Source organism: Limnohabitans sp., from assembly GCF_046052765.1.
Lineage (GTDB): Bacteria > Pseudomonadota > Gammaproteobacteria > Burkholderiales > Burkholderiaceae_C > Limnohabitans.
Genome location: NZ_JAVLFQ010000052.1, coordinates 17,354 through 43,425, shown reverse-complemented (window position 1 = coordinate 43,425; position 26,072 = coordinate 17,354). Strand labels below are relative to the sequence as shown.

Sequence of the window (26,072 nt, the reverse complement as noted above, 5' to 3'; positions counted from 1 at the left end):
TCAATCCTTGTATAAATAGTCAGCCGAGCACGGTTTTAGCGATGATGTTGCGTTGCACCTCATTAGAGCCGCCGTAAATCGTGGTTTTGCGCAAATTGAAATAGGTGGAGGCCAATGGCGGGCAATGCGCTGCGCCCACATGGTCGCCTTGCCAGCCTGCATCCATGGCTTCTTGAATAAATGGCAAACTGAAAGGCCCAGCCGCCAACATCATCAGTTCGCTGTAGCGCTGCTGAATTTCCGAGCCGCGAATCTTCAGCAAACCGGCAATATCCATCGATTGTTTGCCTGATTTTTCGGCGCTGAGCACGCGCAACACCATCATCTCCAAAGCGATGATGTCCACCTCAAGTTTGGCGATCTCGTCACGGAATCGCATGTCGTCGTAAACACCTTCTGCCTTGGCGATGCGCTTCAAACGCTCGAGTTCGCGCTTGGCGCGGTTCACATCTGCGATATTGGTACGCTCGTGCGCCAGCAAATATTTGGCGTAATCCCAGCCTTTGTTTTCTTGACCAACCAGGTTTTCCGCAGGAACTTCCACATTGTCAAACCAGACTTCATTCACTTCGCATTCACCATCCAGCAGCTTGATAGGCCGCACACTGACGCCAGGAGATTTCATGTCTATCAATAAAAATGAAATACCTGTTTGCGGTTTCCCTTCTGTGCTGGTGCGCACCAAACAAAAAATCCATTCGCCAAACTGACCCAGTGTGGTCCAGGTTTTTTGACCGTTCACAATGTATTTGTCGCCAACGCGTTCAGCGCGGGTTTTCAATGACGCCAAATCTGAACCTGAACCGGGCTCGCTGTAACCTTGGCTCCACCAGACCTTGCCGCTGGCAATTCCAGGCAGAAATCGTTGTTGCTGCTCGGCGTTGCCAAAAGCCATGATGACAGGTGCCACCATCACCGGGCCAAATGGCACCACACGCGGCGCACCGGCCAGGGCACATTCTTCTTCGAACAAATGCTTTTGCACCGCGTTCCAACCTGGGCCACCAAACTGCTGCGGCCAACCATAACCCAGCCAACCTTTGCTGCCCAAAATTTGCGCCCAAGCTTGCATGTCTTCACGCGTGAGCCGCAACGCATGATGTACTTTATGGGAAATTGCTTGCGGCAAATGGGCTTTGACCCAACTGCGTATGTCTTCCCTGAAAGCCTGTTCTTCAGGCGTGAATGCCAGATCCATGTGAATTCTCCGTAGGCGCAATGACGTATCTTGTGAGACGAGGAACGTGTTTTAGCACGACCGTGCGATTTTGATGCAAACAAAGGTGACAAGCCAGTGTTTCGTCATAATTGCCACATGCGACATATAGTCATTCTGATTTCCGGCGGTGGCTCCAACATGGCCGCGATTGCCCGCGCCTGTGTTCTCAACCATTGGGAAGATAAATGGAATGCCCGCATCGCGGCAGTGATCAGTAACCGCCCACACGCGCGTGGATTGCAAATTGCAGCAGACATGGGTTTGGCCACGCAAGTGGTGGACCACACCGCATTCAACGACCGGTCAGATCCACGCACTGCGTTCGATGATGTGTTGCGACAAACCATTGACGCCTATGAACCGTCATTGGTGGTGTTGGCCGGTTTCATGCGCATACTGACGGCGGGTTTTGTGGTGCATTACGACGGACGCTTGCTGAATATCCACCCTTCACTGTTGCCTGCTTTTGCGGGACTTCACACACACCAACGCGCCCTTGATGCTGGTTGCCGTTTTGCCGGTGCCACAGTCCATCAAGTCACCACCGAGTTAGACCATGGCCCGATATTGGCGCAAGCCGTGGTTCCAGTTTTGCCAGATGACCATGCAGAAAGTTTGGCCGCACGCGTGTTGACCCAAGAGCATCTGATTTATCCGCAAGCGATTGAAGAGTATTTAAAGTCCCAATCGTCCATCGATTGAATTGAAGTTTTTTGTCAACCTTCCCATCAGATGGATACTCATACGATGTCTGATACCGATCTGCCACCATTGCCTACCCTGCCCGTTGGGCGATACCGCCATTACAAACAACTGGATTACGAGGTGATCGGTGTGGTGCGCCACAGCGAAACGCTAGAGCCGTTGGTTTTATACAGAGCGCTGTACGGCGAACAAGGCCTGTGGGTCAGGCCGTTTGCCATGTTCAACGAAGAAGTGTGGGTGGACGGGGTGAGTGTGCCCAGATTCAGAGAACTGAGCGATCCCGCTTGAACGCTTCACGGGCTGAAATGCTTATGCTGCCAACCTTGAATTGCGCGGCAAATGCGCCATCAAAAATTCCATTTGGTCGGCCAAGATGCGGCGGTTACGCAATATAAAGTCCTCCCACAACGTAGGCACATAAGGCGTGTACAGCAAGGGCATGCGGGCTTGCTCGGGCGTGCGGTTGGCTTTGCGGTGGTTACAACTCTGACACGCAGTGACCACGTTCATCCACGTGTCTTGCCCGTGTTGGCCAAACGGAATGATGTGTTCGCGGGTCAGGTCTGTTTCGTGAAAATCATCGCCGCAATAAGCGCACAGGTTGCGGTCGCGGGCAAACAATTTGCTGTTGGTCAGACCCGGTTTCAAATCAAAGGGGTTGATGCGAGGCACGCCTTTGGTACCGATGATGCTGTTGATAACAATTTTTGACTGTATGCCAGTGACAGCGTTGTAGCCGCCGCGGTAAACGGCGACTTCCACACCAGCTTCCCAGCGCACCTCGTCCGCCGCGTAATGGGTCACGGCTTGTTCGAGCGAAATCCAAGATTGCGGTAATCCTTGGGCAGACAGCTTCAAGACCTTCAACATTCACCTCCAGTGAGATAAGCGAGCACTGACGTCAATCCGTGACAATATAACCTGTTTCCAAGACAGCACTTTGACAAGACTGCGAATCACATGCAAATTTTCAGAGGTATTCATCACGGCGGCATTGCCCCAGCCTGTGCGCTAACTATCGGTAATTTCGATGGTGTGCACCGCGGTCACCAGGCGATGTTGGCTTTGTTGCACAACGAAGCACGACAGCGCGGGGTGCCGTCTTGCGTCATGACTTTCGAGCCGCATCCGCGCGATTTTTTTGCCAAGCTGTCTCATCAACCCTCGTTGGCGCCTGCGCGTATCGCCGGATTACGCGACAAATTGGCTGAACTGCAAGCCTGCGGTATTGCCCAATGCGTGGTGCTACCGTTTAACCAAGCATTGGCCTGTTTGAGTCCGGACGATTTTGTGCAACGTATGTTGGTGCATGGCTTGGGCGTGCGCTATGTGCTGGTCGGCGACGATTTTTGCTATGGCGCCAAACGCGCGGGAGACTACGCCTCTTTGTCGCGCAGTGGACTTCAACATGGCTTTGAAGTCGCTCGCATGAACAGTTATGAAATATCAGAACCGGCTTCAGCCAACAAACCAAGCGTGACCGGCGTGCGAGTCTCCAGCTCGGCAGTGCGTCAAGCATTGGCCGATGGGGATATGCGTCAGGCTGCGTTGCTGCTGGGTCGTCCGTATGCACTCTCGGGCCATGTGGTGCATGGGCGCAAGCTCGGACGTGAACTCAACTGCCCCACCTTGAATCTGCGATTCGCCCATGACAAGCCAGCAGCCAGCGGTATTTTTGTAGCGCAAGTCCATGGGCTGAGCGACAAGCCGCTGCCGGGTGTGGCGAATTTCGGCGTGCGCCCATCTCTGGACGCCAACGATGTGAACCGCGGTCAGGTATTGCTGGAAACGCATTGCCTGAACTGGCCTGCTGATCTGGGCCCGGAGGGGGGCTACGGTAAACTCATCAAGGTGGAACTGCTGCATAAATTACATGACGAATTGACATATGAAAGCTTGGATGCTTTGAACCAGGGCATACAGCGCGATTGCGAAGATGCGCGCGCCTGGCTGGCCGCCCGAATTTGACTGGGCCTGCATGACGCACCTTGCCCCGCGTCTCTTGATTCGACTGACCACTGCCACTGATGACGCAGTGTCAGACCTTCATCCGATGACATACATTGACCCTGAATTGACATGACCGAAGCGAACACCACCGATTACCGCGCCACCTTGAACCTGCCCGACACGCCTTTTCCTATGCGCGGCGATCTGCCCAAGCGCGAACCCGCTTGGGCCCAAAGCTGGACCGAGCAAGGCCTGTACAAACAACTGCGCATGGCACGCCACGGCCAACCTTTGTTTGTGTTGCATGACGGCCCTCCGTACGCCAACGGCAAACTGCACATCGGCCATGCACTGAACAAAGTGCTCAAAGACATGATCGTCAAAAGCCGCCAACTTGCCGGTTTTGACGCGCAGTACATCCCCGGTTGGGATTGCCACGGATTACCGATTGAAAACGCGATTGAAAAACTGCACGGCCGTAAGTTGTCACGTGACGACATGCAGGCCAAGAGCCGCGCGTTTGCTACCGAGCAAATCGATCAGCAACGCGAAGACTTCAAACGCTTAGGGGTCTTGGGCGACTGGGAGCGGCCTTACCGCACCATGGACTTTGCCAACGAAGCCGGTGAAATCCGTGCTTTCAAACGGGTGATCGAGCGTGGGTTTGTCTACCGTGGCTTGAAGCCTGTGTATTGGTGTTTCGATTGCGGCTCGTCCTTGGCTGAATTTGAAATTGAATACGCAGATAAAAAAAGTGACACGCTGGATGTGGCTTTTTTATGTGCCCAACCCGACAAACTGGCCCAAGCCTTTGGCCTGACAAAGCTCGACAAAGAAGCGTTTGCGGTCATCTGGACCACCACCGCTTGGACCATTCCCGCCAACCAAGCGCTCAACCTCAACCCCGAATTGACCTATGCCTTGGTGGATACCGAGCGAGGTTATTTCTTGTGCGCTGAATCACTGGTGGAAAAATGTTTAGAGCGCTGGCAACTCAGCGGTAAAGCCATAGCGACTTGCCAAGGCCAGTCGCTGGATTTGATTGAGTTTCACCACCCGCTGTCTCATGTGGATGCTGCATACAAGCGCACTGCGCCTGTGTACTTGGCGGACTACGCCACCGACGCTGACGGCACCGGTATTGTTCACAGCGCTCCTGCGTATGGCGTAGATGACTTCAATTCCTGCGTCGCACACGGCCTGCCTTATGACGACATCCTCAACCCGGTGCAAGGCAACGGCGCGTATGCCGCCGACTTTGCGTTGTTCGGCGGGCAGCACATTTGGAAAGCTGTGCAGAATATTTTGGAGACTTTGAAAAATGCCCATCGCTTGATGGCGACGCACGGTATCACGCACAGTTACCCTCATTGCTGGCGCCACAAGACGCCAGTGATTTACCGCGCGGCGGCCCAATGGTTTGTGCGCATGGACGAAGGCGAGGGTGTGTTCACCCAAGACAAAGCGTCAAAAACATTGCGACAGTTGGCGTTGGACGCGATTGAGCAAACCAAGTTCTATCCCGAAAACGGCAAAACCCGTTTGCGCGACATGATTGCCAACCGTCCCGACTGGTGTATTTCGCGCCAGCGCAGTTGGGGCGTGCCGGTGCCATTTTTGCTGCACAAAGACAGCGGCGAATTACATCCGGACACCATGGACATTTTGGACATTGCAGCCAGTATGGTGGAAGAAGGCGGCATTGAAGCCTGGAGCCGCGCGGATGTAAACCATATTCAAGCATTGCTGAATGCACATGGCAAAGGTGAAACCGCCCAAGCTGACGACTACAGCAAAAGCACCGATATTTTGGAGGTCTGGTTCGACTCGGGTTCTACGTTTGAACACGTACTTCGCGGCAGCCACAAAGATGCATACGACCGTCCACCTTTCCACCACAACGGCCCCGAGGCTGACCTGTATTTGGAAGGCCACGACCAGCACCGAGGCTGGTTTCACAGTTCGCTGTTGCTCGGTTGTGCGCTTTACGATCGCGCGCCTTACCGTGGTCTGTTGACGCACGGTTTTGCCACCGATGGCCAAGGCCGCAAGATGAGCAAAAGTCTGGGCAACACCGTGGTGCCGCAAGAAGTCACTGACAAACTAGGTGCTGAAATCGTGCGCCTGTGGGTGGCGTCTACCGACTACTCGGGCGACTTGAACATCGACGACAAAATTTTGGCACGCGTGGTCGACACTTACCGTCGGGTGCGCAACACGCTGAAGTTTTTGCTGGCCAACACCAGCGACTTTGATATCGCTACCCACGCGGTGCCATGGGCGCAGATGCTGGAAGTTGACCGCTACGCCATCAGCCGCGCTGCGCAACTGCAAACCGATATCGTCGGTCACTTCAACCCGCAGACCAAGGTGTTCGAAGGCGGCCATTTCGGGCGTTACGAGTTCCACCCCGTGGTCTCGAAACTGCAAATCTATTGCTCTGAGGACTTAGGCGCGTTTTACCTTGACGTCTTGAAGGACAGGCTCTACACCACCGCTGCCGCTTCGCATGCGCGACGCAGTGCACAAACCGCTTTGTGGCACATCACCCAAGCCATGCTGCGCTGGATGGCGCCGTTTTTGAGCTTCACCGCTGAAGAAGCTTGGGGTGTGCTCGGCTTGGGCAACACCATCTTCAAAGACACCTATGTGCAACTGCCTGCGCCAGACACCACATTGCTGGACAAATGGTCGCGCATACGTGAAATTCGCGAAGCCGTGAACAAAGAAATTGAAGTGGTGCGCGCGCAAGGCTTGGTCGGCTCGCCTCTGCAAGCACAAACTGTATTGACGCTCAATCCTGCCGATATGGCCTTGCTCCATAGCTTGGGCGATGACTTGAAATTTGTCTTCATCGTCTCCAGCATGGAACTCAAAACCGGCAGCGAACTCACAGTTGAAGTAGTACCCTCAGCACGTACCAAGTGTGAGCGTTGCTGGCATTACAGCGCCGACGTCGGCAGCATTGCCGCGCACCCAACGATTTGCGGACGTTGCGACAGCAACCTGCACGGTAGCGGTGAGCAGCGCATGTATGCCTAAAGCCTTGTTTGTGTCTCCATCTTTTCCTCCAAGCTCACCTGAAAATTTCTGACCATGGCACGCAACGCACAACGTTTTTTGTTTGTATGGCTAGGTATCGCCTTGACCATTTTGCTGGCCGATCAAATCACCAAGGTGTTGATCATCGGCAGTTTTCAGCTCGGTGACAGCCACACGGTGACGTCGTTTTTTAACCTGGTGCGGGTGCACAACAGCGGCGCAGCGTTTTCGTTTTTATCTTCCGCCTCCGGTTGGCAACGCTGGTTGTTCACTGGCATTGGTTTGGGTGCAGCGGGCTTCATCATTTGGTTGCTGCGCAGTCATCCAAACCAAAAATTGTTTTGTTTTGCGTTGTCACTGGTGCTGGGCGGTGCAGTGGGCAATGTGATCGACCGCGTGCTGTGGGGCTATGTGATTGATTTTTTAGATTTCCATTGGGATGGGTTGGCCCCGCTTTTTTACCAAGGCCATTTTCCTGCGTTTAACCTGGCAGACAGCGCCATCAGTGTGGGCACAGTGTGTTTGATACTCGATGAGTTACTGCGGGTCAGACGCGCTGCTTGAACGTCTGTTTGTTGCTGTGACCGATCACAAGTGCAGATAAACAGCCGACAAGCTTTTTGTCCGCGCCTCTGAGCATTCAGCACAGCTTCAGCGCGGCGAGACTTTGTATACGCTGAAACTCTCCAAAGCAGCACGGCCGGCAGCCAATTCAATTTGTCGGGGCAAGGTGCCCGTCTTGTGGTCTACCCAATCGCCCTGCTGCACCGCGGTCATTAAGCCTATGCGTTCTTTTAACTTGACCGCTTCAGCGGTACGGGTCAACAAAAAATAGTTATCACTTTGGGGCGGCAAGTCTTCAGGTTTATCAATGCGCAACACTGGCGCGGTTTGGCGGTAAAGACCGAGTTCATAGGTGACCGGAGGGTCAAGCCGGTACACCACCACCGGTACATTCTGCTCGTTTGCCATGGATGTCAAAACGTTATGGGGAATGCTGTAGCGCGTATGGGCTATCAAGGTCATGCCTTCGAGCACCAGATACAACAGGTTGACCGCCATCACCGGATACACCATCACACTCAAAGCGTGCCATTGTTTTTTTTGTAGACGTGCGTAAATCAACCAGACCAGCAGCCCCATGCCTGACAGCAATTGCAACGCGACATGCCCGATCTTGAGACTGAGCCACACGGCCAGCGTCAAAGTGAGCAAGCCCATGCCTAATTGCGCCCTGCGCACACCTTTCGCCGTCTTGTCGGCAAGGCTAGCCAAAAGCACAGGCGCAATCAAAATAGCGGCAAACGGGTAAACGATGACGGTGTAGTAATCCAATTGAAAACCAGTCAGACTGAACATCAAGAAGCTGATGAAAAAGCTGCTGAGTACATACACATGCTGTGAACGCGGTATGTCTTCTTGCGTACTGAAATGCTTTAGAACGCTTCCACAGGCCATCACAAACGCCGCCACCCAAGGTAAAAACGCCCACAGAAACACCAGCACGAAAAAAAGTTTGTTGCCGCCCGTGTTGGTGATCGGGCCAACGTTGAAAAAACGCCCGAACTGGCTGTCCCACAGAAAAAAGCGTATGCCTGACACGCCGGTTTGATTGAAAATGGTTTTTTCCGGATGCATATCGAACTGCCGGTACAAAGCCCATAACTCCGGCAATACGCACACCATGGTCAACAGCAAAGCCAACAGCCATTTCAAGCGTAGCAACTCGCGCCAGCGCCCTTGGTATACCCACATACACAGCAAACCACTGCTGATGGTGATCAAGGTAAACACACCTTTGGTCATCACAGCGATGCCGCTAAATATGGCACCAAGCAACAGATGTTTCAAGCCACTCTGTGCGTCATAGCGCAACCAGTGGTAACACGCGGCCATGATGCTGCCGGTCAAAAATGCCTCGGCTTTCAAGGCGGTGGTGGTGTACATCAAATGGTAGACCGAAACATACACCAACAAAGCGATCAGCCCGGTTTCTCGTGCGTGAAACAAACGCGCTATGCGGTAGGTGTAATAAGCGCCCAGCACATGAAACAGATAACCCGGCAACATGTAGGCAAACACACTGACACCGAGCAATTTGAACGACAAGGCCCCTATCCAAAACGGGAAATGCGGTTTGTCCAACCAGTCCCGCCCATCCAATACCAAGTCATTCCAGTTGCCAGTGCTGACCATATGTTGCGACAAGGCTGCATACAAAACCGAGTCACCTTCGTTCAGGATAGGCGTCAACAGTATCAGCGCATTGACAAGCAATGTCAGGCATATCCAAGCCAGCAGGTGCGGGCGCAATGAGGCGTCGATAAAGCTGTTGGAATGGCGATCCACAAATAGACCTGTTCAGTGTCAATACCGCCAGCTTTCACCGGCGGTGCTTGTTTGTGCCAGTTAGACAGTCAGCAAAGTACTGCCGGTGGTTTTGCGTGCTTCCAAGTCGCGGTGCGCTTGTGCTGCATCGGCCAACGCGTAGCGTTGTTCGATATGAATTTTCACCTTGCCGCTGCCGACCACATCAAACAAATCTTCGGCCATTTGCTGGTTGGTCTCGCGGGTGGCGATATGGGTGAACAAGGTTTGGCGTGTCACGTAAATCGAACCCTTGGCGCCGAGTGAGCCAGGTGCAAATGGTTCGACCGGGCCTGAGGCATTGCCGAAACTGGCCATCAAGCCAAAGGGTGACAAACAGTTGAGCGATTTGTCCCAGGTATCTTTGCCAACCGAGTCATACACCACTTTGACGCCTTTGCCGTTGGTGATGTCTTTGACGCGCGCTTCAAAGTCTTCCTTGTTGTAATTGATCACATGGGCGGCGCCATTGGCTTTGGCGAGTGCGCATTTTTCATCGCTGCCTGCAGTACCAATCAGTTGTAAACCCAAGGCCTTGGCCCACTGGCAGGCAATCAGACCCACGCCACCGGCAGCGGCGTGGAACAAAATCAAATCGCCTGCATGTAAACCGGCTTGCGGCAAGGTGCGCTTGAGCAAATACTGCACCGTCATGCCTTTGAGCATCATGCCAGCCGCTGTTTCAAACGAAATACTGTCCGGCAATTTGCACACGTTTTTGGCTGGCATGACACGCGCTTCGCAATAGCTTCCTGGCGGGGCGCTGGCGTATGCCGCGCGGTCGCCTGCTTGCAAGTGGGTGACGCCTTCGCCCACAGCTTCAATCACACCAGCGCCTTCCATGCCCAAACCGTGCGGCAGCGGCAAGGGGTACAAGCCAGTGCGGTGGTAAACGTCTATGTAATTCAAGCCGACCGCTTTGTGAGCGATCCGCACTTCGCCAGGGCCGGGGGCGCCAACGCTCACGTCAGCGAGTTGCAATACCTCGGGTCCACCGGTATGTTTGAATTGAATGGCTTTGCTCATGGCTGGCTCCTGTCTGGATAGTTGTAAATGGGCTGGCCAACTGCCAAGCCCCCATTGCGATTGTCCACGCAACTCGGTTAGAGTCCTTGTCATGTCTGAAACTTCCCCCTCTCCAGCCAAACCCAGCTTGGATTTAGCCACCGCCGGCTTGCTGTTGCTGCCTCCTTTGGTGTGGGCTGGTAACAGCGTATTGGGTCGTGTCGTGGCCGATATGGTGCCGCCGATTACCTTGAATTTTTTTCGCTGGCTGCTGGCGTTTGCTTTGTTATTGCCCTGGTCCTACCCAGTACTCAAACCCTCTAGTCCGATGTGGTCACATTGGCGGCGCTATGCCTTGATGAGTCTGCTTGGGGTGGGCTGCTACAACAGTTTCCAATATTTGGCTTTGCATACCTCCACGCCGATCAACGTGACCTTGGTGGGTGCGAGTGTGCCGGTGTTCATGCTGGCCATGGGCGCCGTTTTCTACAAACAATCCGTCACTTTGCGCCAGTTAATGGGCGCCTCTTTGTCCATTGCCGGCGTTTTGTGCGTGCTGGGGCGTGGCGATTGGGACACATTGATGCGGGTGCAACTGGTGGTTGGCGACATCTACATTCTGATCGCGGTGGTTTGCTGGGCCTGGTACAGCTGGTTGGTGTCCCTGCCCGTGGATGCGCCAGAAATCCGCGGCAATTGGACCTATTTTTTGACCGCGCAAATGGTGTTTGGATTGCTTTGGAGCGGTGCATTCACCGCTGCCGAGTGGCGTTTGAGCAACAACCCGCAGATTGTGTGGGGCTGGCCATTGGCCGCCAGTGTGGTGTATGTGGCGTTGGGACCGGCCTTGTTGGCCTACCGCAGTTGGGGCTTGGGCATACAACGCGTTGGTCCTAATATCGCTGGGTTTTTTGCCAACCTCACACCTTTATTCGCTGCTTTGATTTCTACCTTGGTGTTGGGCGAAACACCGCGTTTTTTCCACGGACTGGCGTTTGTATTGATCGTTGGCGGTATTTGGGTTTCCTCCCGCAAACCTTGAAACTGTCAGATATGTAAAGTTTCAACAAAATAGTATTGTTTTCTATTTAATTAGAATAATTAATATAGTTGAATAATTTGCCATATTTAAAACTAAAAGTTGATTTATTGGTATATAAAATATATTTTTGAAATAAATCTTCACCGTTCAATGCTTATTCATCCTATGAACTCGATCAAACATTGGCTGACTGTGTTTGCTTGCATTTGTTTTACTCTGACGGTGCTCGTGCCGTCGAAAGTAATGGCCAAAGAGCCCAAGCCCACCGACAAGGTGTTGCAAGTTTTCCAGCAGGCCGCCGACAAATCGCAAGCGCCCACATTGGTGATGGAGTTTGACATGGCGAGTCTGAAAAAATTACCACCACACACATTCACCACCCACACGCCTTGGCATCAAAGCGCTGTCGCGTTCACAGGCCCTTTGCTAAGAGATATTTTGAATGCAGCCAAGGTAAAAGGCCACAGCATCACTGCGATCGCCTTGGATGATTACAAAGACACACTGCCGTTCAGTGATGCGATGAATTTTGATGTCATCTTGGCCCACTCTTTAAATGGTGAACAAATAAGCATGAAAAACAAAGGCCCCTTGTTTGTGGTGTATCCCTATGACAGTAAAAAAGAATTGCAAAGCGTGCGGTACTACCAGCGTTCGGTTTGGCAACTCAAAGCCTTAATCATTGAATAACCGCACATCAATGTCGTTACGTCAACTGTCTGTTCCCTTCTGTATCCGGCTGTTCTTGGTCACCGCCGTGATTGCCTTGGTCATGGCGGCGTTGCTAGTGTTCGAACTGGCGCAACGCAAGTCCTTGCTTGAACAAAATGCGGTCAAAATTGACTCGCTGTCCGCGCCTGCTTTTATATTGGACAGTGAATTCCAACGCTTTCAACATGCGCTGCAATTGCATTTAGATTCGCGCCAGCCTGTGTCCAAGGCTGAATTACAAACACGGCTCGATTTACTGTCGAGCAAAGTAGATACCGTGCGCGATGCACCGGGCTCGGCCTACTTGTTTAAAAACCCAGAAAACGTTGCAACCTTCAACATCATGCAAACGTATGTGCAACGTGCACAACATGAATTAGACCAAGAACCCAGTAGCAACACCGAACTTCGTTTGCTGCTGGCAGACATGCAAAATTTCTTTAAGAACAACCGGACCCTTGGTAATTCAGCAGATTTAATTGCCTCCCTCTTAATGGAACAGCAAAATGCAGAATTGCTGTCACAAAACCAGCAAATCACTTGGTTGACTCTGGTGCAATTGGTGGTGTTAATGGCAACAGCCGCTGGTCTGTTGTACCGTCATCGGTCGCTGCAAAGAGAAAAAGCCGCCTTGACTGCGTTGAATGAGCAACTGCGTCAAGCACAACAAGATGCAGAGTCAGCCAGTCGCGGCAAAAGCCTGTTCTTGGCCAACATGAGCCATGAGTTGCGTACCCCTTTTAACGGTATCGTTGGTATGTTGGGCGTCTTAGCCAAAACCCCGCTGACCCAGGAACAGATCGACTTGGTTCACACCGTGAACGATTCAGCTGATCATTTTCTGAAGTTGCTCAATGACATTCTTGACATGTCTGCGCTCGAGTCAGGCAAGATGAGCTTACACACCGAAGCGGTTGACTTGGCATCGTTGATGCTGAATGTCGAGGCCATCATGCGGCCTCTGGCCGTACAAAAAAACCTGTCCATCTCGTTACACAACTTACCTGATGAGGCGTTCTGGGTGAAATCTGACGGCACACGGCTACGCCAGATATTGCTTAACCTGCTAAACAACGCCATCAAATTCACGCAGCAAGGTGAAGTTAGCCTGCACTTTCACCACTCAAGCGACGAAGGACAGGCGCGTTTTTTTGAATTTACCGTCAGCGATACGGGCATAGGTTTAGACAAAACTTCCATGAGCAAACTGTTTCAACTTTTCTACCAAGTTGACTCAGGTTTATCACGCAAATCCTCGGGCATTGGCCTGGGATTGGAAATCTCCATGGCGCTGGCGCGATTACTTGGCGGGGACATACACGTGCAAAGCCAGCCTGGACAAGGGTCTAGCTTCACGTTTCGTATGCCATGGGTGCCAATGCCTGCGCCTGTCGTTGAAGACACGGGAACTGAGCAAGTCATTGGCATCAAAGAGAATGAAACACTGCGTGTATTGGTCGCCGAAGACCATCCGGTTAACCAAAAGTTTTTGGCGTTTCTATTGCAGCAGCTTGGCCACCACGCCACCTTTTGTGAAAACGGCGAACTGGCGTTGCAAGCACTGGATCAACAGGATTTCGATGTGGTGCTGATGGACATACACATGCCGGTGATGGACGGCTTGACAGCTACGCGAGCGATCAGGTCGATGGCTTGTCAAAAAGCACAGATTCCAGTGATTGCATTGACGGCTGATGTGTTCAAAGAAACCCGCGAAAACGCCGTCTCTGCCGGTATCAATGCGTTCATAGCTAAACCGGTGCAGTTGAAAGAATTGCAAAAGGCATTGGTTGTGCATGTGTATCAACAACAAACGCAGACCACCCTAACACCAGCCAACGCCTCTTAGTCCACATCCCACTACTTTAGTAAGCCCTTGGCTACTAAACCCAAGGTTAGTAAGCCCCCGGGTAAGCACCGCCGTCGATCAATATGTTTTGACCATTGATAAAACCTGCATGCTGGCTGCACAAAAATGCACAGGTGTTACCGAACTCCTCAGGCGTACCAAACCGGTTGGCAGGGGCACTGGCACGGCGTGCTTGCGCAAGCTCTTCCACGCTCTTGCCGGTTTTTTCGGCTGTCGTTTGCAAAATACCTTTGAGCCTGTCAGTGTCAAACGCACCTGGCAGCAAATTATTGATGGTGACATTGTGCTTGGCAATAGAAGGGTTGCGAGACAAACCGGCAACGAATCCGCTCAGACCGCTGCGCGCGCCATTGGACAAACCCAAAATATCGATGGGTGCTTTGACCGCACTAGAGGTGATGTTGACTATGCGCCCAAAGCCACGTGCTGCCATGCCATCAATGGTGGCTTTCATCAGTTCGATCGGGGTCAGCATATTGGCATCCACGGCCTTGATCCAAGCGTCCCGGTCCCATTCGCGAAAGTCGCCGCTGGGCGGGCCACCGGCGTTGGTCACCACGATATCAAAGTTATTTGCTGGTCCCCCAGCCACTGACCAAATGGCTGCACGTCCAGCTTCGGAGGTGATGTCCTCAGCCACCGTCAAAACCGTCACACCGTGTTGACGCAGCCCTGCTGCGGCAGCCTCCAACACAGCAGCGCCGCGCGACACCATCACCAAATTGACGCCAGCTTGCGCCAGCGCACTGGCACACCCCCAGCCCAAACCCTTGCTCGCGCCGCCCACCAGCGCCCATTTACCTTTGATGCCTAAGTCCATGTTTTTTCTCCTGATTGCGAAGCCATATACACACCAGCGAGCACCAGCAAAGTGCCCATGCCAATCCAGCCGTTGACCGGCTCACCCAACACCCACACACCCAATGTCAGGGTGGATATGGGGCCCACCATGCCAACCTGCGACGTCAACGCAGCGCCGATACGCTCTATCGCCATCATGATGCACACGACAGGCGCTACCGTGCAAACCGTTGCATTCATCAAGGCCAAGGTCAGCACCTGCGGCTGCACCCACACAGCCGACCAAGGCCTGAGTATGACAAATTGCAGCAAACAACAGACACAGGCCACGATGGAAGCCATGCCGACCAAGCGCAATGCGCCTATGCGTTTGACCATTTGGCCACTGAACATCAAATACAGCGCGTATGACAAAGCACTGGTGAAGACAAAGGCCGAACCCACCACCACGCCGTTACCGCTGAAGCTAACCTCGTGTCCGAACACCACCAACACACCGGCATAGCTGATGGCCATGGCCCAGGCTCGTCGCGCGAGTATGCGGTGTTGGTAAAGCAAAGCACTGAGCAACATGACCAAGGTCGGGTTCAAATACAAGATCAACCGCTCTAAGCTCGCTGTGATGGTTTGCAATCCCAGAAAATCCAGAAAGCTGGCCAAGTAGTAACCCAAAAAACCCAGACCGGCAATCGCCAGCAGATCGCGTCGGTCCAACGGATGTGCTCGTGCGTGGGGTTGTTGTGAAGCCCACCAAGTCATGGCGATAAAAAACGGCAGGGCAAACAACATGCGGTACATGATGACCGTGACGGCATCAACGCCGTAACGGTAAGACAGTTTGACAATAATGGCTTTGCCGCTGAATGCAATCGCCCCAGACAAGGCCAACAAAATGCCTAAGGTGTAGGGCGACAAACGCCCCAAACGCATACCCAGTGCATCGAACATTTAAAAACCAGCGACCAATCCATCGCGGCGTGAATCGCTGGCCGCCACATAGCCTTGCACCTTGGGGTCGCCCATGCGCCAAATGAATTGACCAGAACCGAAGTCCTGGTAACTGTCGTTGATGACTTCCATGGCGTGCCCACGCTGCTGTAAACCTTGCACGGTGTGCGCATCCATACCGGCTTCCACATTGATCACCAAGCCTTCGTTGTAGCGCCAACGCGGTGCGTCACACGCGGCTTGCGGGTTTTGCGCGTAATCCAACATACGCACCAAGGTTTGCACATGGCCTTGCGGTTGCATGTTCGCACCCATCACGCCATAGCTCATCACGGGTTGGCCGTCTTGGGTGAGAAACGCCGGAATGATGGTGTGAAACGGTCGTTTGCCCGGCGCCACCAGATTGGCCGGGTTCAAACCACCAGAGCGCACAGCGAACGCATGGCCACGGTTTTGCAAACTCACGCCGAATGTCGGTTCAACGCACCCTGAACCAAAACCCATGTAATTGCTTTGGATAAAACTGACCATCATGCCGTTTTCATCGGCTGCCGTCAGGTAGATGGTGCCGCCTTTGGCTGGATTACCGGCTTTAAAGTCTTGTGCACGTTGCATATCAATCAACTTGGCACGCTCTTTCAAATAGGACTTGTCCAGCATTTGTGCGGCGGTGACTTCCATGCTGCTTTCTTCTGCCACATAACGGTAAACATCGGCAAACGCGAGTTTCATGGCTTCGATTTGCACGTGTTGAGAATCCACGCCATCGCGCTGCAACGCCGCCAGATCAAAGTTATCCAATATGCCCAAGGCAATCAGCGCAGCAATGCCTTGCCCATTGGGTGGTATTTCGTGCAGCGTATGACCGCGGTAATCCATGGCAATCGGCTTGACCCATTCGGCTTGGTAAGCGGCAAAGTCAGAGGCTTTCAACGAACCGCCATGCGTATTCGAAAAACGCTCTAGAGCTTCGGCGATTTCGCCGCCGTAAAACGCTTGGCCTTTGGTTTTTCCAATGGCTCGCAGTCCCTGGGCTGCCGCGGCGAATTGAAACAATTCGCCGACCTCAGGGGCGCGCCCACGCGGCAAAAAAGCTTGGGCAAAACCGGGCTGGCCTTTAAGTTCTTCCACTGGCGCCGCCCATTTTTCCTGCACCACCACGCTCAATAAAAAACCGCGCTCGGCTGTCTCAATCGCAGGTTGCATTAACTCTTCAAAAGGCAATTTGCCAAAGCGCTCGCTCAATGCCACCCAACCAGCGACCGCGCCAGGCACGGTCACCGAGTCGATGCCGCGCTTAGGTGGTTGCATGGCGTTGTCACCGTATTTGCGCTGGAAATACGCCGGTGTCCAAGCCTGCGGTGCGCGCCCGGAAGCATTCAAGCCGTGTAGCTGCTGACCATCCCACAAAATACAAAATGCGTCTGAACCCAGACCGCAGCTGACCGGCTCCACAATGGTCAGTACCGCAGCCGCTGCAATGGCAGCGTCGACCGCATTGCCGCCGCGCCACAGCATGCGCAAACCAGCCTGCGCTGCCAACGGGTGCGAAGTAGAAACAATATTGCGGGCAAAAACAGGAAGGCGTGTGCTGCTGTAAGGATTATTGAAATTGAAATGCATGGTTGACTTTGAGGGATAACAAAAGGGTGACACTGCCCGAGGTAAAAATGTCAAGTGTCAGTGCGTAACACCTTGAAATGCAAATGCCGCGTGATACGCCAAACCACCAAGGCAATCACAGGCACCGCCATGGCGGTGACAAAGCTCGGGTCATTGATCCAACCTTTGGCCTGCAATCCCTCAGCCACATAGTGCATCAAACCTGCGATGTAATAAGTGATGGCAGCGACCGACAAACCTTCCACCGTGGTTTGCAGTTTCAATTGCATGCCTTGGCGTTGGTTCATCGCTGTCAGCAGAGCTTGACTGCTTTGCTCCTGTTGGAAATCGACCCGGGTGCGCAATAAATTGCTCATGCGCGAAACGCGTTCGGACAATGCGGTTTGGCGCTTGGCCACCCAGTCACAAGTGCTGCGTGCAGGCGACAAACGCCTGTCCATGAATTCACCGATAGATTGAAAGCCTGGTAGGCGTGTTTCACGGATATCTTGGATGCGTCTGTCCACCAATTCAAAATACGCCTTGCTGGCAGAAAAGCGTGAATGTTGTGATGCATATTGGCCTTCGACTTGGCCAGCCAGACGGGTCAATCGCTCAAGCAAATCTGCTTCTTCGTCATGGTGTGCGCTGCGTATGGCTTGAGCCAAATCCGCCAATTCCTGCTCGGCCTGCGCCAGTGCGGGAGCGGCAGTGCGAGCCACCGGCAAACCCAACAATGCCATCATGCGGTAGGTTTCAATCTCTAACAATCGCTGCACCAAACGACCCAATCTTCGCTGCGATAACTGAGCGACACGCAACAACATGCGAGAAAAACCATTCGGGTCAATTTGAAAATCGGTGTGCAAGGTGGCAGAACCTTCAGCAAGTTGACAGACCACCAAACTGTCTTCACGAAACTGCTGATGCAGTTCCTCGCGGTCAGCGAGATTGTCTGTTTGCTTGGCCCATAAATGAATACGCGATAAACATTCGCCAGGCAAGGCCTCCAACCATTGTTGAGGAATGGCGTGTAAAGCCAAACCGTAATCTTCTTGCTTGGGCAAACCGGCAGTGCCATCCACCATAAAGGTCCAGGTGACAAACTCGGTGTGCAGCTCCCAGCGCAATCGCCAACGACCCAGATCGATTCGCAAATGGTTGGCCTGCGCATCGGGCACCGGCAAATGGTGATCCCGCAGCAAGGCCAGCAAATGTTCTCGGCTGGCTTCGCGGGCAGAGGCATCGGCCAGCATCACCACATGGGTGATGGCCAGCGGCGCGCGCATAGGCTCAGGCGGACGGGCATGCACTTCGTTGTGCAGTGCACGGCGTAAAACATGTTCTTTCATGCGCCAATCTCAATCTTCAACAAATGCTTCTTCTCTTTTGGACTTGATGGCCGGCAGCAATACCAGCAACAACAAGGCCACCGCCAGCGCCAGCAAAGCCGCAGACAAGGGACGGGTAATGAACACCGACCAGTCCCCGCGTGACAACTTCAAGGCGCGTTTCAAATACTCTTCCATCATCGGACCCAGTATGAAGCCGAGCAACAAAGGCGCGGGTTCACAGCCGAGCTTGGTGAACACATACCCAGCTAATCCAAACAAGGCCACCAACCAAATATCAAACGTGGCATTGTTGGTGGTGTAGACGCCAATCGCACAAAACAACACAATGGCCGGAAACAAATAGTGGTAGGGCACGGTCAGCAGTTTGATCCAAATACCAATCATTGGCAGATTCAAAATGATGAGCATCAAGTTGCCAATCCACATCGACACGATCAAACCCCAGAACAACTCGGGATTGACCGTCATCACTTGCGGGCCAGGTTGTATGTTGTGTATGGTCATGGCGCCGACCATCAAAGCCATGACCGCATTGGGCGGTATCCCCAAAGTGAGCAAAGGAATGAATGAAGTTTGGGCGCCTGCGTTGTTGGCCGATTCGGGCGACGCCACGCCTCGGATATTGCCCTGACCCAGTGGCACTTCGCCTGCCTTGAGCTTGATTTTTTTCTCCAAGGTATAAGCAGCAAACGATGCCAGTACCGCGCCTCCGCCCGGCAGTACGCCCAGCACCGAGCCCAGCGCCGTGCCGCGCAATACGGCGGGCATCATTTGTTTGACATCCTCGCGGGTCGGGAACAAGCCCTGCACTTTGGCAGTGAATACTTCACGCTCGTTTTCACTTTTGGCCAGATTGGTGATGATTTCGCCATAGCCAAACATGCCCATGGCCACTGCTACAAAACCGATGCCGTCAGCAAGCTCAGGGATGTCCATACTGAAACGTGCCACACCCGAATTCAAATCAGTACCAACCAGCCCCAGCAACAGCCCCAAGATGATCATGGCAATGGCTTTGAGCAAAGAACCTGAGGCCAGCACCACGGCACCTACCAGACCAACGACCATCAACGCACAATACTCAGCAGGACCGAAAGCAAAAGCCACGGTGGTCAAAGGCGCCGCAAACGCAGCCAGCAACAAGGTGCCAACGCATCCTGCAAAAAAAGAACCCAACCCAGCTGCTGCCAACGCAGGTCCTGCCCGCCCTTGACGCGCCATTTGGTAACCATCGAGTGTGGTGACCACCGACGAAGATTCGCCAGGCAAGTTAACCAAAATGGCGGTGGTCGAACCACCATACTGCGCACCATAGTAAATCCCTGCGAGCATGATCAATGCTGACACCGGCGGCAAGGCGTAGGTGGCGGGCAGCAGCATGGCAATCGTGGCGACTGGCCCTATACCAGGCAGTACGCCGATGAGCGTGCCCAATAAACAGCCAATCAGCGCATACAACAAATTGATGGGCGTGCCTGCAACAGCAAATCCGGTGGCGAGGTTAGCGAGCAAATCCATAGGTATCCGATCAATTCTGGTTGATGAATACAGGCCATAACGGCAATGGCAGTTTCAACAGGTAAATAAACACCAGATAACTGCCTACGGCCAGCACACTGGCCAGCACCAACCATCGTTTGAAAGTGAAACTGGAGGCATCAGCTAGCAAGGCCAAGCCGCATAAACCATAGATGGCGGCAATCAAACCCAAAGAGGGAAATCCAAGCATCGGCAGCCCCCCGAGAAAAACACCAAACACCAAATTGGCACCCAAAATACAAACCAGCGGTCGCCATGCCACGCTACCCATCACGCCTCCATCGGGTGTTTCCACCACCAATGAAAAAAACATGATGAAGCCGCCCAGCAGCACCAGCAACAAACCCAGTACCAAGGGGAAATAACCTGGCCCCATTTGACTGGCAGCGCCCACGCTGAAATCAGTGGCCGAACTCCAAGCGAATGCCGCACCCGTCAAAGTGAACAGTGCGCCTGAAGTGAAATCTTTTTGGCTCTTGATCGACAAGTCGAAACTCCTGAATTGCGTTGAAGTGTGATTGTCACCTATGCCAATACCGGCTTGAACATTCGCAACCACTGAGGCGCCGGCAAGCGCCAGCGTCTTTGAATCTCCGTGGCCCGTGCTTGCAAAACTTCATCACTTGGATGTTGCGGGTTGCGCAACGCCAACACCACGGTATTTCCTTCCCGCGTCGGCTTGAACGCCCACACCGCATCAGCACCGAAAGCTTGGGTGATATGTCCCAGACTGCGCTCAAAGCTGGACGAACGCCCGAACAGATTCACCAATAAGCAACCTCGCGAGGTCAACAGCTGTCGGCAATCGGCATAAAACCCGGCATCATCCAACACAGGTGCGGCGGCTTCATCGTCGTACAAATCCACATGCAGCACATCGACCTGCTGCTGCCAGTGCTCGTGCGCCGCGACCTCGGCCGCGTCACCCAACACCACACTCAGTCGTTCATCGTCCGCAGCCAATTCAAACCAAGTGCGGCAAGCAGCAATAACCTGTGGGTTGAGTTCGATAGCAGTGGTGCGCATCTTCAGCACCTGGTGGCAATTTTTGGTCAAAGCCGCAGCGCCCAGACCGAATTGCATGGCGTGCATGCCATCGACCTCGTCAGCCTCATGAAACAACAGCCAGGCCTGCATGCGTTGCACATAGTCGAGCTCAATGTCGTTGGGTTTGTTCAGCATCATCGAGCCCTGAATCCACACGGTACCCAAGTGCAAATAACGCACCTTGCCATGCTCGGATACATTGACTGGCGGGAGTTTGAGGGGAGTAGCTGTCATGGTGGGATTGTCTTCAAATCACAAACCCAACACCTGCCGCACATTTTCAGTCGTTGCTTGCTGCACTTCCTCAACTGACACACCCCGTAATTCAGCCAGCACTTGCGCGATGCGCGGCACCTGCTCGGGCGTGTTGCGGCCTTGCGCCACACCCGCCTCGCGCTGCTGCGCCGTCACATACAACCAGTGCGGCGGGATATCTGGCGAGTCGGTCTCCAGCACCAGCGCATTCAGCGGCAACTCAATCGCCAAGCGGCGCAATTGCAAGGCCCGGTCATAGGTGAGCGCACCGCCAAAACCGAGTTTGAAGCCCATGTCTATGAATTGCTGCGCCTGCTGCAAACTGCCGTTGAACGCATGGGCGATACCGCCTTTGACGGGCGTCTGACGCAGACCTTGCAGCAGCAAGTCTGCGCTGCGCCGCACATGCAAGATGACGGGCAAGTCGTGTTGTTGCGCCAATCTCAGTTGGGCTTTGTAAAACAGTTGCTGACGCGCCATGTCCAAGCCCTGCACAAAGCCATCAAGACCGATTTCACCCACAGCCACCAAACGCGGGTCGCTGCGGTGCTGATGCAATTGCGCGTCAAGCGTTGGCAAGTCGGCCTCAGTTGCTTGCGGCGTGTACATGGGGTGTATGCCGAGGGCATACACGTCACCATATTGATGCGCCAGCAGGCGTACTGTGTCGAAATTGGACGCTTGAACCGCTGGAATCACACAGGTAAGCACTTTTACCGCGCGTGCAGCCAAGCGCACCGCGTCGCGCTCTGCGGCAAATTCCTCGGCGTCCAAATGGCAATGGCTGTCAATCCAATTCATGCATAGATTGTGACAAGATGGCGTGGTGAAGGGCTTTGCCAGCCAGGCTCAACCTCTGACACGATCAGGCTTGGCTCTGATCACTTATATTCAGCCACAGTGTGGATTGCATTGCTCTATCCGCTTTGTTGCCAAGGACGTCATCTATGAAAACCATTCACGCTGCTTTATCGCTCAGTGTTGTTGCCGCTGTCATGTCCGGTTGCGCCACGGAAACCTCGCAAGCGCTTTCTACACCGCAAGTCGCCAGCGCAGGCAGCGCTTACAACGGGCCTCGTTACGCTTTGGTGATTGGCAAGTTCGAAAACCGTTCAAGCTTTTTGCGCGGGTTGTTTTCTGATGGAGTCGATCGATTGGGCAACCAGTCCAAAACCATTTTGATCGCACATCTGCAACAAGCCAATCGCTTTTCAGTGATGGACCGTGACAACCTGGGCGAAGCCAAATTTGAAAAGGAAATCGAAGGTAAGACGCAAACGCTCAAGAGCGCTGAGTTTTTGATCACCGGTGACATCACCGAATTCGGTCGCAAGGAAGTCGGCGACCAGCAGTTATTCGGTTTACTGGGTCGCGGTAAAACACAGATAGCCTATGCCAAGGTCACGCTCAATGTGGTGAACGCAGCCAATGCTGAAGTGGTCTATTCAGTGCAAGGCGCAGGTGAATTTGCGCTATCAAACCGCGAGGTCATCGGGTTTGGCGGCACGGCAAGTTATGACGCCACCTTGACGGGCAAGGTGCTGGATCTGGCCATCCGTGAAGGCGTGAATAAATTGGTCACAGGCGTTGAGCTAGGACAGTGGAAGCGCGGCTCATGAACTGCCGTTGGCTAGGGTGCGCGACCGCATTGCTGCTGCTTAACGCTTGTGCCACCCAAGACCACGCGCTCTACCACTGGGGCGCTTACCAAGACACCTTGTACGAAGGCTTTCGCGTAGAAAACGGCAACACTTCCCCTGAAAAGCAATTGCAGCAATTGCAGCAGGAACAACAAAAAGCCGCATCCCATGGCAAGGCCTTGCCTCCGGGTTTTCAAGCGCACATGGGGTATTTGTTTTTCCAAACCGGTCAATCGGACCAAGCTGTCGTGGCTTTTGAAAATGAAAAAAAACAATTCCCTGAGTCATCCGTTTACATGGACTTTGTCATCGGTAAATTGAAAAAGCCATGAAACTGCACTTACTCACCCAAGTGTCAAAGACAGCTGTTTGGCTGGCGCTGGTGATTCTGGTCGGTTGCGCTGCGCCTTCTCAACCTGACCAATCCGCGTTCAGAAACAGCCGGCCGACATCCATTCTGGTTTTGCCGCCTGTCAACCTATCCACCGACATCCGTGGCAGCCTGAGCTTTTTAGCCACTGTCACCCAACCGCTGTCTGAGGCCGGTTATTACGTCTTCCCGGTGGCCATGGTCGAGGCTACGTTCAAAGAAAACGGTTTGCCATTGCCAGACCAGATCCATGAAGCGCCGTTGTCCAAATTGCAAAGTATTTTTGGTGCTGATGCAGTGCTCTACATCACTTTGGAGAAATACGGTAGCAGCTATGTGGTGTTAGACAGCCAAACCGTGGTCACCGCCCAAGCCCGTCTGGTGGACGCACGTACTGGTACCGTTTTATGGCAAGCTCGGGCCAGCGCTTCTGACGCGGAGGGACGGGATAACAACAATGGTTTGGTCGGAGTGTTGCTGACCTCTGTGATTCACCAATTGGCCAGCAACATCGGCAACCCCGGCTACCGCTTATCCAAACTGACCAGCGCCCGCTTACTCACACCGCACTCGGGCGGCATGTTGTACGGGCCCCGATCGCCCAACCACGGCAAGGATTGAAGCGGCGGCTTATTCAGTCTTGCAAGCGCCCGGCAACCAGTCGCAAATGACGGTCGCAACGGGCGGCCAATGTATCGTCATGCGTGACCAACACAAAAGCGGTGCCTTGGTGTCGCGCCAACTGCATCATCAACTCAAACACCTTGTCCGCCGTGCTGCGGTCCAGGTTGCCGGTGGGTTCATCGGCGAGCACGCAAGCCGGTTGCGTGACCAAGGCGCGTGCAATCGCTACCCGTTGGCGTTCGCCGCCGGACAGCTCTGACGGGGTGTGATGTATGCGCTCGCCCAGTCCCACCGCTTTGAGCATGTCGTGGGCTTGGGTCGCGGCCTGATCGCGCGGCATGCGTCGTATCCACAAGGGCATGGCGACGTTGTCCAGCGCACTGAACTCGGGCAGTAAATGGTGAAACTGGTAGACGAAGCCCAGGTGTTTGTTACGCAATCGACCCAAGGTCGTCGGGTCCAGACCGGCCAGCGCCTGACCGAGCAAATGCACAGATCCGGTAGTGGGCGTGTCCAAGCCGCCCAGCAAATGCAACAAGGTACTTTTGCCTGAACCTGACGCACCAACCACTGCCAGTGTTTCACCGGCGTGAATATGCAAATCCACATTCTGTAAGACCGTCACATCGATTTCACCATCGTGAAATCGTCGCCCCAATCCCCGCGCTTGCAATATGTTTTCATTCATGACGCAATGCCTCCGCCGGATCGATGCGGCTGGCACGCCAGCTGGGGTAAAGCGTTGCAGCCAAAGCCATGACCAGTGCAATGATGACCACCGGTCCTATGTCTGCCCATTGCGGATCGCTGGGCATGCGGCTGATCAGGTACACATCCTTGGGTAAAAAACTGGCACCCAAAGCACGCTCGATGGCCGGCACGATACTGCCAATATTGAAAGCCACCAACAGACCCATGACCAAGCCAGACAAGGTGCCTATGACGCCTACCAGCGCTCCCTGCACCACAAATATGCCCATGATGCTGGCTGGGCTCGCACCCAGTGTGCGCAATATGGCAATGTCGCCCCGTTTGTCCGTCACCGTCATCACCAAGGTGCTGACCAGATTGAAAGCCGCCACCGCCACGATCAAGGTGAGGATGATGAACATCATGCGCTTTTCAATTTGAACCGCTGTAAACCAAGTGCGGTTGGCGCGCGTCCAATCGCGCACCAGCACATCGTTACCAAGCCAAGGCGCCACCTCGGCAGCGACTTCGCGCGCCTGCTGTGCGTTCTTCAATTTCACTCGGATGCCGTTGGGTCCTTCGAGCCTGAAAATACGCTCGGCATCCTGGATATTGAGCAAGGCCAAACTGGCGTCGTATTCGAAATGACCGGTGTCGAGCACGCCAAGCACGTGCAATTGCTTCAACCTAGGCACCACACCGACGGGAGTCACCTGACCACCAGGCGCTACCAATGTCACCTGATCGCCGGCTTTGACACCCAGCGTTCGTGCCAACTCAGCCCCCAACACCACGGCATAGGAGTCGGGTTTCAGTTGTGCGAGTAACGCAGACGGCATGCCCGCTACCACTTCTGTCACCGACACTTCCTGCGCCGGATCGATGCCTCGCACCACCGCACCACGCATGTCCTCGCCTTGTGCCAGCAGCACCTGTGACAACACAAAGGGCGCACTGGCCAAGACCTGCGGGTGTTGCTTTAATTGCTGCTGAATGCCAGTGACGTCCTGTAATGAAGAACTGGTGTAAGCCAGCACCTCCATGTGCGACAACACGCCGAGCATGCGGTCACGCACCTCCTTTTGAAAACCATTCATCACGCTTAACACGATGATGAGCGCAGCCACCCCCAGTGCAATGCCCAACATGGACACCGAAGAAATAAAAGAGATGAAACGGTTGCGACGGGCGGCACGACCTGCCCGCGTGTAGCGCCAGCCGATCAACCACTCAAAAGGCCATTTGGAATGTGTCATTGGCCGTGATTGTGGCATCACGGCACAATCCCTT

25 protein-coding genes are annotated in these 26,072 nt (G+C 53.9%); 11 read left to right on the top strand and 14 right to left on the bottom strand.

Annotated features, from left to right (window positions below):
- Nucleotides 1–19: 19 nt before the first annotated feature.
- Nucleotides 20–1,198, bottom strand: coding sequence for an acyl-CoA dehydrogenase family protein (locus AC9UG7_RS06735; protein WP_509585870.1), 1,179 nt, complete (start codon nucleotides 1,196–1,198; stop codon nucleotides 20–22).
- Nucleotides 1,199–1,315: 117 nt separating this feature from the next.
- Here AC9UG7_RS06735 and purN point away from each other — a divergent pair, with 117 nt between their 5' ends.
- Both purN and AC9UG7_RS06725 read left to right on the top strand, forming a co-directional pair.
- Nucleotides 1,316–1,921 carry a phosphoribosylglycinamide formyltransferase gene (gene purN, locus AC9UG7_RS06730; protein ID WP_509585868.1) on the top strand — a complete coding sequence of 202 codons (606 nt, stop codon included), beginning with the start codon at nucleotides 1,316–1,318 and terminating at the stop codon, nucleotides 1,919–1,921.
- A 45-nt stretch (nucleotides 1,922–1,966) separates the two neighbouring features.
- A complete protein-coding gene (locus AC9UG7_RS06725; protein ID WP_509585916.1) occupies nucleotides 1,967–2,212 on the top strand; it encodes a DUF1653 domain-containing protein in 246 nt (81 codons plus the stop codon).
- 21 nt (nucleotides 2,213–2,233) lie between these two features.
- Here the strand turns inward: AC9UG7_RS06725 and AC9UG7_RS06720 are convergent, their stop codons facing one another.
- Nucleotides 2,234–2,791 carry an HNH endonuclease gene (locus AC9UG7_RS06720; RefSeq protein WP_509585914.1) on the bottom strand — a complete coding sequence of 186 codons (558 nt, stop codon included), beginning with the start codon at nucleotides 2,789–2,791 and terminating at the stop codon, nucleotides 2,234–2,236.
- A gap of 93 nt (nucleotides 2,792–2,884) precedes the next feature.
- On the opposite strand from AC9UG7_RS06720, the gene AC9UG7_RS06715 reads away from it, so the two are divergent.
- The 3 genes from AC9UG7_RS06715 (at nucleotide 2,885) to lspA (ending at nucleotide 7,480) form a co-directional block, all read left to right on the top strand.
- Complete coding sequence (locus tag AC9UG7_RS06715; protein WP_509585866.1) at nucleotides 2,885–3,892, top strand: bifunctional riboflavin kinase/FAD synthetase; 1,008 nt, start codon at nucleotides 2,885–2,887, stop codon at nucleotides 3,890–3,892.
- 111 nt (nucleotides 3,893–4,003) lie between these two features.
- On the top strand, nucleotides 4,004–6,916 hold the full coding sequence (ileS, locus tag AC9UG7_RS06710; protein ID WP_509585864.1) for an isoleucine--tRNA ligase: 2,913 nt from the start codon (nucleotides 4,004–4,006) through the stop codon (nucleotides 6,914–6,916).
- A gap of 54 nt (nucleotides 6,917–6,970) precedes the next feature.
- Nucleotides 6,971–7,480: a signal peptidase II gene (gene lspA, locus AC9UG7_RS06705; RefSeq protein WP_509585862.1), complete on the top strand. Its 510-nt coding sequence runs from the start codon at nucleotides 6,971–6,973 to the stop codon at nucleotides 7,478–7,480.
- Nucleotides 7,481–7,567: 87 nt separating this feature from the next.
- Here the strand turns inward: lspA and AC9UG7_RS06700 are convergent, their stop codons facing one another.
- Together AC9UG7_RS06700 and AC9UG7_RS06695 are read right to left on the bottom strand one after the other, a co-directional pair.
- Nucleotides 7,568–9,265, bottom strand: a complete 1,698-nt coding sequence (locus AC9UG7_RS06700) for an ArnT family glycosyltransferase (RefSeq protein WP_509585860.1) — start codon at nucleotides 9,263–9,265, stop codon at nucleotides 7,568–7,570.
- Between the two features lie 60 nt (nucleotides 9,266–9,325).
- Nucleotides 9,326–10,309 carry a quinone oxidoreductase family protein gene (locus tag AC9UG7_RS06695; protein WP_509585857.1) on the bottom strand — a complete coding sequence of 328 codons (984 nt, stop codon included), beginning with the start codon at nucleotides 10,307–10,309 and terminating at the stop codon, nucleotides 9,326–9,328.
- A 91-nt stretch (nucleotides 10,310–10,400) separates the two neighbouring features.
- On the opposite strand from AC9UG7_RS06695, the gene AC9UG7_RS06690 reads away from it, so the two are divergent.
- The 3 genes from AC9UG7_RS06690 (at nucleotide 10,401) to AC9UG7_RS06680 (ending at nucleotide 13,890) form a co-directional block, all read left to right on the top strand.
- Nucleotides 10,401–11,330 (top strand): DMT family transporter, encoded by a 930-nt coding sequence (locus tag AC9UG7_RS06690; protein WP_509585856.1) that lies wholly within the window; start codon nucleotides 10,401–10,403, stop codon nucleotides 11,328–11,330.
- Between the two features lie 165 nt (nucleotides 11,331–11,495).
- The gene (locus AC9UG7_RS06685) at nucleotides 11,496–12,020 is read left to right on the top strand and encodes a putative pterin-binding protein (protein WP_509585854.1); all 525 of its coding nucleotides are present in this window, start codon (nucleotides 11,496–11,498) and stop codon (nucleotides 12,018–12,020) included.
- A gap of 10 nt (nucleotides 12,021–12,030) precedes the next feature.
- Nucleotides 12,031–13,890: a response regulator gene (locus tag AC9UG7_RS06680; RefSeq protein WP_509585852.1), complete on the top strand. Its 1,860-nt coding sequence runs from the start codon at nucleotides 12,031–12,033 to the stop codon at nucleotides 13,888–13,890.
- A 46-nt stretch (nucleotides 13,891–13,936) separates the two neighbouring features.
- Here the strand turns inward: AC9UG7_RS06680 and AC9UG7_RS06675 are convergent, their stop codons facing one another.
- The 8 genes from AC9UG7_RS06675 to AC9UG7_RS06640 are packed head-to-tail and all read right to left on the bottom strand — an operon-like array spanning nucleotide 13,937 to nucleotide 22,259.
- Nucleotides 13,937–14,731 (bottom strand): SDR family oxidoreductase, encoded by a 795-nt coding sequence (locus AC9UG7_RS06675; protein ID WP_509585850.1) that lies wholly within the window; start codon nucleotides 14,729–14,731, stop codon nucleotides 13,937–13,939.
- Nucleotides 14,722–15,660, bottom strand: a complete 939-nt coding sequence (locus tag AC9UG7_RS06670) for a DMT family transporter (protein ID WP_509585848.1) — start codon at nucleotides 15,658–15,660, stop codon at nucleotides 14,722–14,724. Before AC9UG7_RS06670 ends, AC9UG7_RS06675 begins: the two co-directional genes overlap by 10 nt.
- A complete protein-coding gene (locus AC9UG7_RS06665; RefSeq protein WP_509585846.1) occupies nucleotides 15,661–17,283 on the bottom strand; it encodes a gamma-glutamyltransferase family protein in 1,623 nt (540 codons plus the stop codon).
- A 50-nt stretch (nucleotides 17,284–17,333) separates the two neighbouring features.
- Nucleotides 17,334–18,614, bottom strand: a complete 1,281-nt coding sequence (locus tag AC9UG7_RS06660) for a DUF3422 family protein (RefSeq protein WP_509585844.1) — start codon at nucleotides 18,612–18,614, stop codon at nucleotides 17,334–17,336.
- 9 nt (nucleotides 18,615–18,623) lie between these two features.
- Complete coding sequence (locus AC9UG7_RS06655; protein WP_509585842.1) at nucleotides 18,624–20,135, bottom strand: tripartite tricarboxylate transporter permease; 1,512 nt, start codon at nucleotides 20,133–20,135, stop codon at nucleotides 18,624–18,626.
- 10 nt (nucleotides 20,136–20,145) lie between these two features.
- Nucleotides 20,146–20,643, bottom strand: coding sequence for a tripartite tricarboxylate transporter TctB family protein (locus tag AC9UG7_RS06650; protein ID WP_509585840.1), 498 nt, complete (start codon nucleotides 20,641–20,643; stop codon nucleotides 20,146–20,148).
- Nucleotides 20,644–20,681: 38 nt separating this feature from the next.
- Complete coding sequence (locus AC9UG7_RS06645; RefSeq protein WP_509585838.1) at nucleotides 20,682–21,437, bottom strand: class I SAM-dependent methyltransferase; 756 nt, start codon at nucleotides 21,435–21,437, stop codon at nucleotides 20,682–20,684.
- An 18-nt stretch (nucleotides 21,438–21,455) separates the two neighbouring features.
- Nucleotides 21,456–22,259 (bottom strand): TatD family hydrolase, encoded by an 804-nt coding sequence (locus tag AC9UG7_RS06640; RefSeq protein WP_509585836.1) that lies wholly within the window; start codon nucleotides 22,257–22,259, stop codon nucleotides 21,456–21,458.
- Nucleotides 22,260–22,405: 146 nt separating this feature from the next.
- Here AC9UG7_RS06640 and AC9UG7_RS06635 point away from each other — a divergent pair, with 146 nt between their 5' ends.
- The 3 genes from AC9UG7_RS06635 to AC9UG7_RS06625 are packed head-to-tail and all read left to right on the top strand — an operon-like array spanning nucleotide 22,406 to nucleotide 24,089.
- Nucleotides 22,406–23,077: a CsgG/HfaB family protein gene (locus tag AC9UG7_RS06635; RefSeq protein ID WP_509585834.1), complete on the top strand. Its 672-nt coding sequence runs from the start codon at nucleotides 22,406–22,408 to the stop codon at nucleotides 23,075–23,077.
- Nucleotides 23,074–23,430, top strand: a complete 357-nt coding sequence (locus AC9UG7_RS06630; protein ID WP_509585832.1) for a DUF4810 domain-containing protein — start codon at nucleotides 23,074–23,076, stop codon at nucleotides 23,428–23,430. The genes AC9UG7_RS06635 and AC9UG7_RS06630 overlap by 4 nt, the downstream gene beginning before the upstream one ends.
- Entirely contained in the window at nucleotides 23,427–24,089 is a 663-nt protein-coding gene (locus AC9UG7_RS06625) for a DUF799 domain-containing protein (protein ID WP_509585830.1), read from the top strand. Before AC9UG7_RS06630 ends, AC9UG7_RS06625 begins: the two co-directional genes overlap by 4 nt.
- A 13-nt stretch (nucleotides 24,090–24,102) precedes the next feature.
- On the opposite strand, the gene lolD is transcribed toward AC9UG7_RS06625, so the two are convergent.
- Complete coding sequence (gene lolD, locus AC9UG7_RS06620) at nucleotides 24,103–24,780, bottom strand: lipoprotein-releasing ABC transporter ATP-binding protein LolD (protein ID WP_509585828.1); 678 nt, start codon at nucleotides 24,778–24,780, stop codon at nucleotides 24,103–24,105.
- Entirely contained in the window at nucleotides 24,773–26,038 is a 1,266-nt protein-coding gene (locus AC9UG7_RS06615) for a lipoprotein-releasing ABC transporter permease subunit (RefSeq protein ID WP_509585826.1), read from the bottom strand. The genes lolD and AC9UG7_RS06615 overlap by 8 nt, the downstream gene beginning before the upstream one ends.
- Between the last annotated feature and the right edge of the window lie 34 nt (nucleotides 26,039–26,072).